The 15531-nt window shown below is 69.7% G+C and carries 12 protein-coding genes; 8 read left to right on the top strand and 4 right to left on the bottom strand.

Annotated features, from left to right (window positions below; genetic code table 11):
• Positions 1-60 precede the first annotated feature (60 nt).
• The 3 genes from topA (at position 61) to RKE50_RS07690 (ending at position 3639) form a co-directional block, all read left to right on the top strand.
• Positions 61-2808 (top strand): type I DNA topoisomerase, encoded by a 2748-nt coding sequence (topA, locus tag RKE50_RS07700; RefSeq protein ID WP_350035639.1) that lies wholly within the window; start codon positions 61-63, stop codon positions 2806-2808.
• A gap of 4 nt (positions 2809-2812) precedes the next feature.
• On the top strand, positions 2813-3280 hold the full coding sequence (locus RKE50_RS07695) for a hypothetical protein (RefSeq protein ID WP_350035638.1): 468 nt from the start codon (positions 2813-2815) through the stop codon (positions 3278-3280).
• 104 nt (positions 3281-3384) lie between these two features.
• Entirely contained in the window at positions 3385-3639 is a 255-nt protein-coding gene (locus RKE50_RS07690) for a hypothetical protein (RefSeq protein WP_350035637.1), read from the top strand.
• A gap of 48 nt (positions 3640-3687) precedes the next feature.
• On the opposite strand, the gene lexA is transcribed toward RKE50_RS07690, so the two are convergent.
• Positions 3688-4290 carry a transcriptional repressor LexA gene (gene lexA, locus RKE50_RS07685; protein ID WP_350035636.1) on the bottom strand — a complete coding sequence of 201 codons (603 nt, stop codon included), beginning with the start codon at positions 4288-4290 and terminating at the stop codon, positions 3688-3690.
• A gap of 83 nt (positions 4291-4373) precedes the next feature.
• Complete coding sequence (locus RKE50_RS07680) at positions 4374-4688, bottom strand: DUF6763 family protein (RefSeq protein WP_350035635.1); 315 nt, start codon at positions 4686-4688, stop codon at positions 4374-4376.
• A gap of 234 nt (positions 4689-4922) precedes the next feature.
• On the opposite strand from RKE50_RS07680, the gene RKE50_RS07675 reads away from it, so the two are divergent.
• Positions 4923-5669, top strand: a complete 747-nt coding sequence (locus RKE50_RS07675) for an S-methyl-5'-thioinosine phosphorylase (protein WP_350035634.1) — start codon at positions 4923-4925, stop codon at positions 5667-5669.
• Here the strand turns inward: RKE50_RS07675 and RKE50_RS07670 are convergent.
• Together RKE50_RS07670 and mfd are read right to left on the bottom strand one after the other, a co-directional pair.
• Positions 5647-6921 carry a CsiV family protein gene (locus RKE50_RS07670; RefSeq protein ID WP_350035632.1) on the bottom strand — a complete coding sequence of 425 codons (1275 nt, stop codon included), beginning with the start codon at positions 6919-6921 and terminating at the stop codon, positions 5647-5649. The two genes, RKE50_RS07675 and RKE50_RS07670, sit on opposite strands and share 23 nt — an antisense overlap.
• A complete protein-coding gene (mfd, locus tag RKE50_RS07665; RefSeq protein WP_350035631.1) occupies positions 6905-10366 on the bottom strand; it encodes a transcription-repair coupling factor in 3462 nt (1153 codons plus the stop codon). Before mfd ends, RKE50_RS07670 begins: the two co-directional genes overlap by 17 nt.
• 163 nt (positions 10367-10529) lie before the next feature.
• Between mfd and RKE50_RS07660 the strand changes: the two genes are divergently transcribed.
• The 4 genes from RKE50_RS07660 to RKE50_RS07645 all read left to right on the top strand — a co-directional run bounded on the left by RKE50_RS07660 (position 10530) and on the right by RKE50_RS07645 (position 15531).
• Complete coding sequence (locus RKE50_RS07660) at positions 10530-11999, top strand: glyceraldehyde-3-phosphate dehydrogenase (protein ID WP_350035630.1); 1470 nt, start codon at positions 10530-10532, stop codon at positions 11997-11999.
• Between the two features lie 233 nt (positions 12000-12232).
• Positions 12233-13576: a Na(+)-translocating NADH-quinone reductase subunit A gene (locus RKE50_RS07655; protein ID WP_350035629.1), complete on the top strand. Its 1344-nt coding sequence runs from the start codon at positions 12233-12235 to the stop codon at positions 13574-13576.
• A 1-nt stretch (position 13577) separates the two neighbouring features.
• On the top strand, positions 13578-14774 hold the full coding sequence (locus RKE50_RS07650; protein WP_350035628.1) for an NADH:ubiquinone reductase (Na(+)-transporting) subunit B: 1197 nt from the start codon (positions 13578-13580) through the stop codon (positions 14772-14774).
• On the top strand, positions 14767-15531 hold the full coding sequence (locus tag RKE50_RS07645; protein ID WP_350035626.1) for a Na(+)-translocating NADH-quinone reductase subunit C: 765 nt from the start codon (positions 14767-14769) through the stop codon (positions 15529-15531). Before RKE50_RS07650 ends, RKE50_RS07645 begins: the two co-directional genes overlap by 8 nt.

The following is a 15531-nucleotide window of genomic DNA, read 5'->3' as shown; positions in this document are numbered from 1 at the left end:
GCCCCCCTTTGCGCCGTCCCCACCGGTCGGCCGCTCACGCTGAGGTAACACCGGACCGCCATGGGAAAGTCTCTCGTTATCGTCGAGTCGCCTGCGAAGGCCAAGACCATCAACAAGTACCTCGGGCCGGATTTCGTCGTGAAGTCCAGCGTGGGCCATATCCGCGACCTGCCGACCTCCGGGAGCGGCAAGCAGTCCGTCGACCCGAAGGAGCGCGCGGCGCAGGCGGCGCGCACCCGGAAGATGTCGCCGGGCGAAAAGGAGGCCTATAAAAAGAAGAAAACCCGGGAGCAGCTGGTGCGCCGCATGGGCATCGACCCGGAGCACGGCTGGCAGGCGCGCTACGAGATCCTGCCGGGCAAGGAAAAGGTGGTCAGCGAGCTGAAGAAGCTGGCCGAGAACTCCGACGCCATCTACCTCGCCACCGACCTCGACCGCGAAGGGGAGGCGATCGCCTGGCACCTGCGCGAGGCCATCGGTGGCGATGACGACCGCTACCAGCGCGTGGTCTTCAACGAGATCACCAAGAACGCCATCCGCGAGGCCTTCGAGCACCCCTCGCAGCTGGATACGAACCGGGTGAACGCGCAACAGGCCCGCCGTTTCCTCGACCGGGTCGTGGGCTACATGGTGTCGCCGCTGCTCTGGGCGAAGGTGGCCCGCGGGCTCTCCGCCGGCCGCGTACAGTCCGTGGCCGTGCGCCTGATCGTCGAGCGCGAGCGCGAGATCCGCGCCTTCGTGCCGGAAGAGTTCTGGGAAATCCACGCCGACCTGAAGGCCCGGAACGCCGAGCCCGCCCGCTTCGAGGTGCGCCGGCACCGGGGCGAGAAGTTCCGCCCGACCAACGAGGCGGCGGCCATGGCCGCCCGGGATGCGCTGGCCGATGCCGGCTACCGGGTGAAGGCCCGGGAAGACAAGCCGACGCGGTCGAACCCGCCGGCCCCGTTCATCACGTCCACGCTGCAGCAGTCGGCGAGCACGCGGCTGGGTTTCAGCGTGAAGAAGACCATGACGCTCGCCCAGCGCCTCTACGAGGCCGGCTACATCACCTACATGCGGACGGACTCGACCAACCTGAGCAAGGAGGCCGTCGCCAGCTGCCGCGATTACCTCGGCGCCAACTTCCCGGCCCGCTACCTGCCCGAGGCGCCCCGCGAGTATGCCTCGAAGGAGGGCGCGCAGGAGGCCCACGAGGCGATCCGCCCCTCGGACGTCAAGGTGACCCAGGCCATGCTCGCGGGCATGGAGCGCGACGCCGAGCGCCTCTACGAGCTGATCTGGCGGCAGTTCGTCGCCAGCCAGATGACCGCGGCGGAGTACACCTCCACGACCATCACCGTGGCCGCCGGCGACTACGAGCTCGCCGCCCGCGGCCGCATCATCCGCTTCGACGGCTATACGCGCGTGCTGCCGCCCACGGGGCGCAAGGGCGAGGACACGGTGCTCCCCGACGTCGCCGAGGGCGACGCGCTGGAACTGATCAAGCTGGAACCGTCGCAGCACTTCACCACGCCGCCGCCGCGCTACGGCGAGGCGAGCCTGGTGCGCGAGCTCGAGAAGCGCGGCATCGGCCGGCCCTCCACCTACGCCTCGATCATCTCCACGATCCAGGACCGGGGCTACGTGCGCCTGGAGAACAAGCGCTTCTACGCCGAGAAGATGGGCGATATCGTCACCCACCGGCTGCAGGAGAGCTTCAGCGACCTGCTCGACTACAACTTCACCGCGACCATGGAAGAGCACCTCGACGAGATCGCCGAGGGCGAGCTGGACTGGCGGGAACTCCTCGACCGCTTCTACGCCGACTTCCGTTCCCGCCTGGAGCGCGCCGAGCAGCCGCAGCCGGACGGCATGCAGCCGAACGAGCCGACCATGACGGACATAGCCTGCGACAAGTGCGGCCGGCCCATGCAGATCCGCACGGCGAGCACCGGGGTGTTCCTCGGCTGCTCCGGCTACGCGCTGCCGCCGAAGGAGCGCTGCAAGAACACCATCAACCTCATTCCCGGCGACGAGGCCATCCGCGAGGATGCGGACGACGAGGCCGAGTCCCGGCTCCTGCGCAGCAAGCACCGCTGCAAGCTGTGCAACGCCGCCATGGACAGCTACCTCATCGACGAAAAGCGCAAGCTCCACGTCTGTGGCAACAATCCCGATTGCCCGGGTTTCGAGGTGGAGGAGGGCCGCTTCAAGATCAAGGGCTACGACGGTCCGGTGATCGAGTGCGACAAGTGTGGCTCGGAAATGCAGCTGAAGACCGGTCGCTTCGGCAAGTACTTCGGCTGTACCAACGAGGCCTGCAAGAATACCCGCAAGCTCCTGCGCAACGGTGAAGTAGCCCCGCCTAAGATGGATCCCGTGCCGATGCCGGAGCTGGCCTGCGAAAAGGTCGAGGACCATTACGTGCTCCGCGACGGGGCGGCAGGCATGTTCCTCGCCGCCAGCCAGTTTCCGAAGAACCGGGAGACGCGCGCGCCCTTCGTCGATGAGCTGATCCCCCACGGCAGCGAGATCGACCCCAAGTACGCCTACATCCTCGAGGCGCCCACGCAGGATGACGCCGGCAACCGCAGCCAGGTCCGCTACAGCCGCAAGAGCCGCGAGCAGTACGTGATGACCGAAGAGGACGGTAAGGCGACGGGCTGGAAGGCGCTCTACCGGGACGGCCGCTGGCAGGTCGAGGCGGGCAGCGCGGCGAGTGGCAGGAAGGCGGCGCCGAAGCGCAAGGCGGCGACAAAGACGAAGGCCAAGGCAAAAACGAAAGCTAAGGCGAAAACCAAAGCGAAAGCCGGGGCCGGGAGCCGCTGACGCCGTGTCCCGGGGCCGTGCCAACCACCACCTGTACCTGGCGCGCCTGCTCATCGACGGCTGGGAGGCGCAGCGCGCGGCCGGGGCGGCGCCGGCCGATATTGTCGATGCGGCGCACGCACCGGGCGTTCGCGAGCAGCTGCTGGCGGCCTACGGCTGGTACCTCCTGGCGGTGCTCGACCCCACCGGCGAAGCGGACGGCCCGCCGCCGCGGAGCTGTGATGAACTCCCGGAGCCGGCGGCGGGCAAGGCCCGGCCGGCGGAGCTGCGCGAGTTCGCGCGGCTCGAGCGGGAAGGCTGGCTGGCCGGGCTGCTCGCGCCGCTGCCGGCGGCGCTGCCGGCGCGGTCCCGCGTGCCGGGCAATCTTCTCGCGGCAGAGCAGGGTATGCCGGACCCGGGGCAGGCGCGGGCCTGGCACCGGGAGCTGTCGAATACCCTGGCGCGCATGAACGACTCGCTGGACGAGAGCTGAGCAGGGCGACCGGTCGACCGGTGAGCGTGGCCGCGAGGCGTGTTGGCCCACCCCCGGGACACTGTTACCATCGGTACACACACTGCGGAAACGAGGTCTGCCGAGTGTCCACAGCCCTGCTGGAGATCGTCGATCTGGGGAACGGAGAAGTCGTGCTGCAACGGGCCGGGGAAGATGCCCCGCCGCTCCTGCGCATCCAGTTTTCCGACGAGTCGCGGATGTACGTGATGGACCACTGCCTGGAGGTGGCCAAGGCCATGATCCAGGCGGGTATCCAGGCCACGGCCCAACTCACGGACCAGGCCGAAGTCGAAATCGAGGAGGAAGTCGAGCAGGAAACCCCGCGGGTCCTGCACTGACTCACCGGCGCGGCTCCCGCCGCGCAGGCTCCCTGCCGGCCCGGCGTGTCAAGTGCCGCGGCGCACCACCCCCACGCTCAACCCTTCAATGACGCAGGCCTGCTCGCGCAGGTCGACTTCGATCGGTGCGTAGTCGGGATTTTCCGGCAGCAGCTGCAGCCGGTGCCGCTCGCGCCCGCGCCGCAGTCGCTTGACCGTCACCTCGTCGTCGAGGCGCGCGACGACAACATCGCCATCGTTGGCCACCGGCGTGCTGTGTACGGCGAGGAGGTCGCCGTCACAGATGCCGATGCCCACCATGCTGTCGCCGGTGACGCGCAGGAAGTAGTCGGCAGCCGGGCGGAAGAAATCCGCCGGCAGTTCGCAGTAGTCCTCGATGTGTTCCTCGGCGAGTACCGGGCTGCCGGCGGCGACACGGCCGACGATGGGCAGCCCGCGTTCCTCGGGCAGGCGGATGCCGCGGGAAGCACCGGCGATGATCTCGATCGCCCCCTTGCGGGCGAGGGCCTTGAGGTGTTCCTCCGCGGCGTTGGCGGAGCGGAAGCCGAGTTCCCGGGCGATGTCCGCGCGCGTGGGCGGGTACCCCGTGTCGTCGATGTGGCGCCGGATCAGGTCGAGGACCTGTTGCTGGCGGGCGGTGAGCTTGGCCATGGGGCTATCCTGTGCATACGTACACTACTGGGATTATATACAGTGGCGTGCTGCCTGCAAGGCCGCCCCGGGAGGCCCGGTGGTCAGTAGTCCTCGAGCTCCCAGGCGCCGTCGGGCTCGATGCTGTTGACGGGGTTGCCCCAGCCGGGGTGCAGCGGCTCGTCCGGGTCCATGCCGTCCTCGTCGCTGAGTTCGTAGGGAGCCCGCCAGTCCTCCGGCTCCACGGCGGGGATGAGGGTCAGTTCGCCCCAGGTCTCCGTGTCGAACTCGGCGATCTCGCCGTCGAGATACTGAACCTCGATGCAGCCGCTGTGGTCGTCGATGGCGACCACCTCGAACAGCGCGGCGCTCTCCGCTTCCTTGTACCACTGGCCGATGGCCGGTCTTTCGAGTGTCATGCTATCGTCCTCCTGCCAGAAAGTTAGCAGGTGGGGGGCCGCTGTCCATGCGCGGCGAACGCCGTGTGAAGCGCGCCACGACGCGGGCGCAGCGCGCCCCGGCCGGGCCTTTCTCTTTTGCAATCAACGACCTGGCCGCAGCGCCGTGGACACCGCGGTGGCGGCTTATAGGAGAAGCTTCGTGGTCTGTCCCAGCGTCATGCTAAAAATGTCTAAATCGGCGGGGGTGCGGCGATGAGCGTCGCCATCATCGGCGGGACGGGCATCGACGCGCTGGCGGGCCTCGAGGCCGCCGGAGAACGGGTCTGCGGGACGCCCTACGGGGCGCCGTCCGGTCCCGTCGAGGCCGGCAGCATCGATGACGTGCCGGTGCTTTTCCTGCAGCGTCACGGCAGGCCCCGCGCGCTGCCGCCGCACCGCATCAACTACCGCGCCAACCTCTGGGCGCTGCGCGAACTCGGTGCCGCCGCCGTGGTCGCCATCAATGCCGTCGGCGGTATCCACGAAGCCTGCGGCCCCGGTCAGCTGGTACTGCCCGACCAGCTCATCGATTACACCTGGGGCCGCGAGCACACTGTGGACGAGGGCGGCGACAGCCCGCTGCGTCATGTCGACTTCACCGAGCCCTACGACCCGGCGCTGCGGCGGGCGCTGCTCATGGCGGCGCAGGAGGCGGGGATAGCCTGCCGGGACGGCGGCGTTCTCGGCGTCACCCAGGGGCCGCGGCTGGAGACGGCAGCCGAGATCCGCCGGCTTCGCGGTGACGGCTGCGACCTCGTCGGCATGACGGGCATGCCGGAAGCGGCGCTGGCCCGCGAGCTCGAGCTGCCCTATGCATCGATTTGCATGGTGGTCAATGCGGCCCCGGGGCTGGACGATCAGCCGCTGACCCTGGCGGCGATGGGCGAGGTGCTCACCCGCGAGGCGGGCGCCGTGGCGGCACTGCTGCGCGCTTTCCTTACGGCGCGTCGTCGGGTCTAGCCGCGGCGCGGCCGTGGCGCTCCGCCCAGGCCGGGTCCGCAAGTTCCTCGCCGAGGGCCTCGAGCTCCTCCGGCTCCAGCGGCTCGAGGCGCACGACCACCCCGAAGAGGGGGTGGTCGAGGTAGTGCGTTTCGCCGCTGCGCATGCGCCGCTCGGCGGCGAGGACGATGCTGTGGCGCCAGGGCCAGCTGACGGGTGCGTCCGCGTCTGCCGGTGCGTTCGGGTCCTGTGGGGCGTTCGGGTCCCGCGGGAGTCGCTGCTCCGCCGCGGTCTCGGCCGCGACCGGGGCCACGGCTACACGCGGTGGTCCGTCCCAGGCCAGGGTGCCGTCCGCCAGGCGCGCGTCGGGGCGCCGGGGCTCACCGGCGAGCAGCGCCTGCGCCGGGTCGCGCCGGGGCAGCGGGGCGGCTTCGAGAGCCAGCGAAGGCGGCGCCAGGGGCGGTGCCTCGGCCTGCCAGCCCTCGGGCAGGTAGCTGCCCTCGGTATTCAGCCACAGGGCCGTCTCGAGGTGCAGGTAGCGGGAGAGGTAAAGCCGCACGCTGCCCTGCAGGCGCGGCCAGGGTTCCCGGTCCGGGTCCCCGGAGCGGTCGAGCAGCAGCGGGACCGCGTCGGCCTCGCCGCGCAGCGGCTGCAGCCAGGCTTCGTGCCAGAGCACCTCGTAACCACCGTCGCGGGCCAGGCGGCCGGCGGGCAGCGCGCGCGCATCGAGGGCGGTGAACGCGGGCGGCAGCGGGGGCGGGGCGTTCGGGTCGGGTGCCGTCGCCGCCGGGGCGTTCGGGTCCTGGGCGCCCGGCTCAGGGGCGCCCGGCTCAGGGGTGGCGAGTGCGTTCGGGTCGCGGGCCCCGGCGGCGGCGACGTGGCCGTCGGGCCGTTCGGGCTCGAGCGGCAGCAGGGTGAGCAGGTCCGGCACGACCGGGGGCGGGCCATCCGGGTCCGCTGCGACCGCCGGCGGCGCCAGGCGCAGCCGCTGCCGGCCGAGATCGTCGATGCGGCTCTCGGCCTCCGGGTGGGCGGCGAGGCGCCGGTCGGCGAGCGCGCGGTCGACCAGGAAGCGGTAGCGCTCGGGGTAGGCCGTCTCCGGGTAGACCGGCCAGGTCTCGGCCTCCAGCGCCGCGGGGTCGGTGTAGCGGAACACCAGCAGCTCCACGCGGTACCAGGGATCGGCCCCGGCGTCCTCCTGGGCCAGGGCGGGCAGCGCCGTGAGGACGGCGGCCAGGGCGAGGGCCGGCAGGCGCTCAGGCAGCGGGCGCATTGACGCCGGCGGCAAAGCGGTCGAGGAGCTTCTCCGCCAGGGCGACCCGCTGCGCAGGCTCCGGCAGCCGGGCGCGGATGCGGAGGCGCGTGGCGCCGGCGAGCTGGTAGCCGGCGGGATCGCCCTGTACGAGAGTCACGAGGGTCATGGGATCGATGGCAGTGGATTCCCGGAAATCGATGGTACCACCCCCCGGGCCCAGCTCAATGGCGCTGATACCCAGGGGCTCCGCGGCTACCCGCAGGCGGCCGATGGTGAACAGCTGTTTCACCGCCTCGGGCAGCAGGCCGAAGCGGTCGATCATCTCCACCTGCAGGTCGCGGAGGGCCCCGTCGCTCCCGGCCGCCGCGATGCGCTTGTACAGGACCAGGCGCGTGTTGGTGTCCGGCAGGTAGTCCTCGGGAATCAGCGCCGGCACGTGCAGGTTGATCTCGGTGCCTGCCGAGAGGGGCGCGTCGATGTCGGGAATCTCACCGCGGCGCAGCGCGGCCACCGCGCGCTGCAGCATGTCGAGGTACATGCCGAAGCCCACGCTCTGGATCTGCCCGCTCTGCTCGTCGCCCAGCAGCTCCCCGGCGCCGCGGATCTCGAGGTCGTGGGTGGCGAGCTGGTAGCCGGCCCCGAGGTCGCCGGCGGCCTCGATGGCGTCGAGGCGCTTGGCCGCGTCGCCGGTCATCGCCGAGCGCGGGGGGCACAGCAGGTAGGCATAGGCCTGGTGGTGTGAGCGGCCGACGCGGCCGCGGAGCTGGTGCAGCTGGGCGAGGCCGAAGCGGTCCGCGCGCTCGAGGATGATGGTGTTGGCGTTGGGGATGTCGATGCCCGTCTCCACGATGGTGGTGCACACCAGCACGTGGGCGCGCTTGTGGTAGAAGTCGGCCATCACGCGCTCGAGCTCCGTCTCGCGCAGCTGGCCATGGGCGACGGCTATCGACAGGTCCGGCAGCAGCTCGCGCAGCTTGCGCGCCGTCTCCTCGATCGTCCGCACCTCGTTGTGCAGGTAGAACACCTGGCCGCCGCGCAGGGTCTCGCGGAGCACGGCCTCTTTCACCAGGGCGGCGCTCTGTTCGCGGACGAAGGTCTTGATGGACAGGCGACGGGCCGGCGGCGTGGTGATGATCGAGAGATCGCGCATGCCGCCGAGGGCCATGTTCAGGGTGCGCGGGATCGGCGTCGCGGTGAGCGTGAGGATGTCCACCTGCGCCCGCAGCGCCTTGATCGCTTCCTTCTGCTTGACCCCGAAGCGGTGCTCCTCGTCGATGATCAGCAGGCCCAGGTCCCGGAAGCGGAAATCGCTTTGCAGCAGCTTGTGCGTGCCGACGAGGATGTCGATCTCGCCGGCGGCCATGCGCTCGCCGATGCGCCGGACCTCCGCCGCCGTGCGGAAACGCGACAGCACCTCCACCCGGTAGGGCCAGTCGGCGAAGCGGTCCGAGAGCGAGCTGTGGTGCTGCTGCGCGAGGAGGGTCGTGGGCACCAGCATGGCGACCTGCTTGCCGCTGGCCACGGCGACAAAGGCGGCGCGCATGGCGACCTCGGTCTTGCCGAAGCCCACGTCGCCGCAGACCAGCCGGTCCATCACGCGCTCGCTCTGCATGTCGTCGAGCACGGCGGCGATGGCCGCCTCTTGGTCCGGCGTTTCTTCGAAGGGGAAGGCCGCCGCGAAGCGGGCGTAGTCCTCCTTCGGCAGCTCGAAGGCAAAGCCCGCGCGCGCTTCCCGGCGGGCATAGACCTCGAGCAGCTGCGCGGCCACGTCCGAGGCCTTCTCGCCCGCCTTGCGCCGCGCCCGCTCCCACTGCCCGGAGCCGAGCCGGTGCAGCGGCGCCAGCTCCGGCTCGCTGCCGGAGTAGCGGCTGATCAGGTGCAGCGAGGCCACCGGCACGTAGAGCCGCGCGCCCTCGGCGTACTCGAGGGTCAGGAATTCCGCGTCCGCGCCGTCCACGGCGAGATTGGTGAGGCCGACGTAGCGCCCCACCCCGTGCTCGAGGTGGACCACCGGCGCGCCGGGGCGCAGTTCGTTGAGGTCGCGGAAGACCGCGTCCGTGTCGACCGCCGTCTCGCGCTTGCGCCGCCGCCGCTGGGCCACGCGGGTGCCGTAGAGCTGCGCCTCGCACAGGAGCATGGGCGCGCCGGGGCCGAGGTACAGGCCGCGGTCGATCGGCGCGACGGCGATGGCCAGGGGCGCGGGGTCGGCGAGGAAGGCGGGCCAGCTGTCCACCGGCACGGGCTCGATGCCGGCGCCGGCCAGGGCTTCGAGCAGCACCTCGCGGCGCCCTGCCGATTCGGCGCAGAGCAGCACCGGCCCGTCGTGGCCCGCGGTCAGCGCGGCCAGCCGCGCCGGCAGTTCGCTGCGGCTGTCGCCGTCGCTGCGCGGCGGCTCCAGCGCCCCGCTGGCAACGTGGACCGGGGCCTCGGCCGAGAGGCGCAGCTCGAGCACCGCGTGCCCCTTGAGCCGGGCATAGAGCTCCTCCACCGGCAGGAAGCCGACCGGGGGCGGGAGCAGGGGACGCCGCGGGTCGATGCCGTACTCGCTGTGGCGCTCGGCGATCTCTCCCCAGAACCGCTGCGCTGCCTCGTAGTGGCGGCCCACGGTGACCACGGCGGCGTCCTCGGGCAGGTACTCGAACAGCGTCTCGCAGTGGTCGAAGAACAGCGGCAGGTAGTACTCGCAGCCGCCGGGAACGCGGCCGGCGCTCACTTCCGTGAACACCGTGCTCTGGTCCGGGTCGCCCTCGAACTGCTCGTACCAGTGCTGCTGGAAGCGGGCGATGGCATCCCGGGTCAGGGGGAACTCCCGTGCCGGGAGCAGGCGCACCGCGTCCATGCGCGCCACGGTGCGCTGCGTCTCCGGGTCGAAGGTGCGCAGCGTGTCCACCTCGTCGTCGAGGAGGTCGATGCGGTAGGGCAGGGGCGAACCCATGGGGAAGATATCGATGAGCGCGCCGCGAAGCGCGAATTCGCCGTGCTCATAGACGGTATCCACGTGGCGGTAACCGCTGCGCTCGAGGCGGCGGCGGAACCGGTCGATGTCGAGCGCGCTGCCGGTTTCCAGCATGAGGCTGGCGCCGAGCACGTAGTCCCGCGGCGGCAGCCGGTGCATGAGCGTCGACACCGGCACGATGAGGATGCCGGCGTCCAGCGCCGGCAGGCGATAGAGCGTCTGCAGCCGTTCGGAGACGATGTCCTGGTGCGGGGAGAAGTGATCGTAGGGCAGCGTCTCCCAGTCCGGCAGCGCCAGCACCTCCGTGCCGGGCTCGACGAAGAAAGGCAGCTCGCGCTCGAGGGCCAGGGCGGCCTGCGTATCCTCGGCGATGACCAGCAGCAGACGTCCGTCGCCGGCGAGCTCGGCGATGCAGGCGCTCCCGGCGCTCCCGGGGAAGGGGCCGGCGGCAGTGCGGGAGCCGGCCGTGGCGGGCCAGGGCGTTGCCAGGAGCTTGTCTTTGAACATGGGGGAACGTGCTGCGCCGAAAAAGGCGGCATAGTGTAAGGGCTTCACCGCGGCTGCTCCAGCGCGCCGGGCCCTGGCGCGGCCAGCCCGGCTTTCCTTGCGGCACCGGTGCCGGAAAAGGATAATGCGCGCTTCGCGCCGAGACCCCCCGGAGAAAACAGCCGTGAACGACCGCAAGAGACCCCGCCCGGACGATTACTTCCGCGACTGGAAAGAACGCGAGGCGCTCGCCGAGGCCATGATCCCCGTCGTCGGCCGGCTCGCCCGGGAGCACAGCGTGAAGTGCTATATCTACGGCCGCGCGATGGTGAACCGCTCCGTGCTCGAGATCATGAAGGCGCACCGCTACGTGCGCCAGGTCGAGGGCAACGAGCTCTCGGAGTTCGAGACCTCCCGGGTGCTGGACATCCTCAGCAAGCTGGACCTCGGCCCCGCCCACATCGACATGGGGCGCCTGAGCGTCGACTATTTCGACAAGCATCGCGGCGAGGGCCGCAGCCTGGAGGACTACGTGCGCGACGAGGTTGCCGACCTGATCGGCAGCACCGAGAAGCCCGTGGACGAGCCCGTCGACGTGGTGCTCTACGGCTTCGGCCGAATCGGCCGCCTCATGGCCCGTATCCTCATCGACAAGACCGACGGCGGTGACGGTCTGCGCCTGCGCGCCGTGGTCGTGCGCAAGGGCAAGGCGGATAACGACCTGGTCAAGCGCGCCAGCCTGCTGCGCCGGGACTCGGTACACGGGGCCTTCGACGGCACCATCCGGGTCGACGAGGAGCGCCAGTCCTTCGTCGCCAACGGCAACGAGGTGAAAGTGATCTACGCAGACTCGCCGGACAGCATCGATTACACCGCCTACGGCATCAACAACGCCATCATCGTCGACAACACCGGCGTCTGGCGCGACGAGGAGGGCCTGAGCCAGCACCTGAAATCAAAGGGTGTGGCCAAGGTGATCCTGACGGCGCCGGGGAAGGGCGACCTGAAGAACATCGTCGCCGGCATCAACAGCGACGCCATCGAGCCGACGGACCGGATCATCTCCGCCGCCTCCTGCACCACCAACGCCATCGTGCCGCCCCTGAAGGCGATCGATGACCGGTTCGGCATCGTCACCGGGCACGTGGAGACGGTGCACGCCTACACCAACGACCAGAACCTGATCGACAACTACCACAAGGCGGACCGGCGGGGCCGCAGCGCGCCGCTGAACATGGTGCTTACGGAAACCGGCGCCGCCAAGGCCGTGGCCAAGGTGCTGCCGCAGCTGCAGGGCAAGCTCACCGGCAACGCGATCCGCGTGCCCACGCCGAACGTGTCGATGGCGATCCTGAACCTGACCCTGGGGCAGGAAACCACGGTGGAGGAGCTCAACGAGTACATGCGCGGCGTGGCGCTGCACTCGGAGATGCGCAAGCAGATCGACTACTCGAACTCGCCGGAGGTTGTGTCCTCGGACTTCGTCGGTTCGCGCACGGCGTGCGTCTATGACGCCCAGGCAACCATCGTCAACGGCAGCCACGTGGTGGTCTACCTCTGGTACGACAACGAGTTCGGCTACAGCTGCCAGGTGCACCGCATCCTCGAGCAGATGGCCGGAATAGACTACCGCGTCTACCCGAAGGAGCACTGAAACCGGGGCCGCCGCCGGCGCTGCGCAGCGGATGCACGGGCACCTCGCGGCAGTGGCTTCGACAGTGGCACCGGCGCTACACCTTTAGCTATAATGCGCGCGCCTGAAGCGGCTCAGCTGCCGTCTCCCGGCCATCCGTGGGAGGGTCTCCCGCAAGTAGGGTACGCCCGGCGCGCCCTTCCGGTTTTGTTTGCGTCCTACGTCACTGGTTTTTTGCACCGCAGGCTGTTTGCATGATCAAAATCAAGAGGGGCCTGGATATCCCTATCCAGGGCGCACCCCAGCAGGCCATCCACGACGCCCCGCCGGCCCGCGCTGTCGCCGTCGTCGGGTTCGACTACCCCGGCATGAAGCCGACCATGGAGGTGAGCGAGGGAGACCGGGTCAGGCTCGGCGATCTCCTGTTCACGGACAAGAAAACCCCCGGCGTCACCTACACGGCCCCCGCGGCCGGTACGGTAAGCGCGATCAACCGCGGTGCCAAGCGGGTCCTGCAGTCGGTGGTGATCGAGGTGGATGGCGACGACGCGGCGGACTTCGGTGCTCACAGCGCGGACGCAGCCCGCGGCCTGGACGCCGGGGCGGTGCGCGAGACGCTGCAGAAGTCCGGCCTGTGGACGGCCCTCCGCACCCGGCCCTTCAGCAAGGTGCCGGCGGTGGACGCAGAGCCCGCGGCGATCTTCGTGACGGCCATAGACACGCACCCCCTGGCCGCCGACCCCGCGGTCATCATCGCCGAGCAGTCCGAGGCCTTTGCCCTGGGCCTCGACCTCCTCGCCGGCCTCACTGGCGGCAAAACCTGGCTGTGCACGGCGCCCGGGGCGGACATCCCCGCCGGCAGCGCGGCGAGCATCGAGCGCGCCGAGTTCGCCGGTCCGCACCCCGCCGGCCTGCCGGGCACGCATATCCACTTCCTGCTCGGCGCCACCGCCGAGCGCACGGCCTGGTACCTCGGCTACCAGGACGTGATCGCCATCGGCCGCCTGTTCCTCGACGGCCGGCTCTACACGGACCGCGTGATCGCCCTGGGCGGCCCGCAGGTCGAGAACCCGCGCCTCCTGCGCACCCGGGTCGGCGCCGACCTCGAGGCGCTGGTAGCGGGCGAGGTGAAGGGCGGCGACAACCGCATCATCTCCGGGTCCGTCCTCGGCGGCCGCCGGGTCCGCAGCGCCACCAGCTACCTCGGGCGCTACCACAACCAGGTGTCCGTACTCGCCGAGGGGCGGGATCGTGAACTCCTCGGCTGGCTGAGCCCCGGCCGCAACCGGCACTCCAACCTGCGCATCTACCTGAGCAGCCTGCTCGGCACGCGGCCGCTGCCGATGACCACCACCACCAACGGCAGCGAACGCGCCATGGTGCCCGTGGGCAGCTACGAGACCGTAGTGCCGCTGGACATGCTGCCGACGCAGCTGCTGCGCTCGCTGATCGTGGGCGACACGGAAACGGCCCAGCTCCTCGGGGCCCTGGAACTGGACGAGGAAGACGTCGCGCTGTGCACCTACGTGTGCCCCGGCAAGTACGAGTACGGGCCGATCCTCCGGGATAACCTGACGCGCATCGAGAAGGAGGGCTGACGTGAGCCTGCGCAAGATCCTCGACAACTACGAGCACCATTTCCAGGAGGGAGGGCGCTTCCAGAAGTTCTATCCGCTGTTCGAGGCGGTGGACACCTTCCTCTACTCGCCGCCCTCCGTGACCCGCACCACCGCCCACGTGCGCGACGGCATCGACCTGAAGCGCATCATGATCACGGTCTGGCTGGCCGTGTTCCCGGCCATGCTCTGGGGCATGTACAACCTCGGCTACCAGGCCAACGATATCTTCGCCCAGAGCGGCGGTACCGTGGACGGCTGGCGCGGCGCGATCATCGGCGCCCTCGGCGGCTACGATCCGGCCAGCGTCTGGGACTGCTTCCTGTTCGGCGCGCTGTACTTCCTGCCCATCTACGCCGTGACCTTCCTGGTCGGTGGCTTCTGGGAAGTGCTCTTTGCCATCAAGCGCGGCCACGAGGTCAACGAGGGCTTCTTCGTCACCTCGATCCTGTTCGCCCTGATCTGCCCGCCGGACCTGCCGCTCTGGCAGGCGGCCATGGGCATCAGCTTCGGCGTGGTCATCGGCAAGGAAGTCTTCGGCGGCACCGGCAAGAACTTCCTCAACCCGGCGCTCACCGGCCGCGCGTTCCTGTACTTCGCCTACCCGGCGCAGCTCTCCGGCGACGCCGTGTGGACGGCGGTGGACGGCTACACCGGCGCGACGCCGCTGGGCGTGGTCGCCTCCCAGGGCATGGCGGGGCTGCAGGACAGCTACAGCTGGATGCAGGCCTTCGTCGGCGCGATCCCCGGTTCCATCGGCGAGACCTCCACGCTGGCCATCCTAATCGGCGGCGGCTGGCTGCTGGCCACGCGGATCGCCTCCTGGCGCATCGTCGCCGGCGTGTTCCTCGGCATGTTCCTGTTCTCGAGCTTCCTCAACCTCGTCGGCTCCGACAGCAACCCGGCGTTCTCCATGCCCTGGTACTGGCACCTGGTGGTCGGCGGTTTCGCCTTCGGCATGTTCTTCATGGCGACGGACCCGGTGTCGGCGGCCATGACCAACACCGGCCGCTGGTGCTTCGGGCTGCTCATCGGCTTCATGACCGTGCTGATCCGCGTGATCAACCCGGCCTTCCCCGAAGGCATCATGCTGGCGATCCTGTTCGCCAACCTGTTTGCGCCGATCATGGATCACTTCGTCATCCAGGCCAACATCAACCGGAGGCTTGCCCGTGTCTAGCAACGACTCCATCAAGAAGATCGTCACGGTCGCTTTTGCGCTCTGCATTGTCTGCTCCATCGTGGTCTCCACGGCGGCGGTGATCCTGAAGCCGGCGCAGGAGGCCAACAAGGACCTCGACCGCAAGCGCAACATCCTCGCCGCGGCCGGCATGCTCGAAGAGGGCAGGACCGTCGACGAACTGTTCCAGCGCATCGACGCCCGCTACGTCGACCTGCGCACCGGTGAATTCGCCGAGAGCGTACCCGACGGCTATAACCAGCGCGCCGCCAGCAAGTCGCCGAAGCTCTCCGCGGATCTCGAGGAGGACCCGGCAAAGATCGGCCGGCGTGCCGACTACGCCGAGGTCTACCTGGTACAGGCCACCGACGGCGGCCTGGACAAGGTCATCCTTCCGATCCACGGTTACGGCCTGTGGTCTACGCTATACGGGTTCATCGCTCTCGAGTCCGACGCCAACACCGTGGCCGGCCTGGGCTTCTACGAACACGGTGAAACCCCGGGTCTCGGCGGCGAGGTGGACAACCCGCGCTGGAAGTCCCAGTGGCCGGGCAAGCAGGTCTACCGCGATGGCGAGGCCGCCATCGCGCTGGCCAAGGGCGCCGTCGACAAGGAGAGCCCGAACGCGCCCTGGCGCGTGGACGGTCTCTCCGGCGCGACGCTGACCGCGCGCGGCGTGACCAACCTCGTCCAGTTCTGGCTGGGTGAGCAGGGCTTCAAGCCCTTCCTCGACAACCTGAAGACGGGAGATGCCTGA

The sequence above is a fragment of the Pseudohaliea sp. genome (assembly GCF_040217025.1).
In the GTDB taxonomy this organism is placed as follows: domain Bacteria; phylum Pseudomonadota; class Gammaproteobacteria; order Pseudomonadales; family Halieaceae; genus Pseudohaliea.
The sequence above is the reverse complement of the archived record's forward strand: the minus strand, read 5'-3'. Positions and strand labels throughout refer to the sequence as shown.

Excerpts from the sequence above, each read along its gene's own strand:
- topA (WP_350035639.1), top strand. The coding sequence starts at position 61 with ATGGGAAAGTCTCTCGTTATCGTCGAGTCGCCTGCGAAGGCCAAGACC.
- lexA (WP_350035636.1), bottom strand. The coding sequence starts at position 4,290 with ATGGCCAAGCTCACCGCCCGCCAGCAACAGGTCCTCGACCTGATCCGG.
- RKE50_RS07680 (WP_350035635.1), bottom strand. The coding sequence starts at position 4,688 with ATGACACTCGAAAGACCGGCCATCGGCCAGTGGTACAAGGAAGCGGAG.
- RKE50_RS07675 (WP_350035634.1), top strand. The coding sequence starts at position 4,923 with ATGAGCGTCGCCATCATCGGCGGGACGGGCATCGACGCGCTGGCGGGC.
- RKE50_RS07670 (WP_350035632.1), bottom strand. The coding sequence starts at position 6,921 with ATGCGCCCGCTGCCTGAGCGCCTGCCGGCCCTCGCCCTGGCCGCCGTC.
- mfd (WP_350035631.1), bottom strand. The coding sequence starts at position 10,366 with ATGTTCAAAGACAAGCTCCTGGCAACGCCCTGGCCCGCCACGGCCGGC.
- RKE50_RS07655 (WP_350035629.1), top strand. The coding sequence starts at position 12,233 with ATGATCAAAATCAAGAGGGGCCTGGATATCCCTATCCAGGGCGCACCC.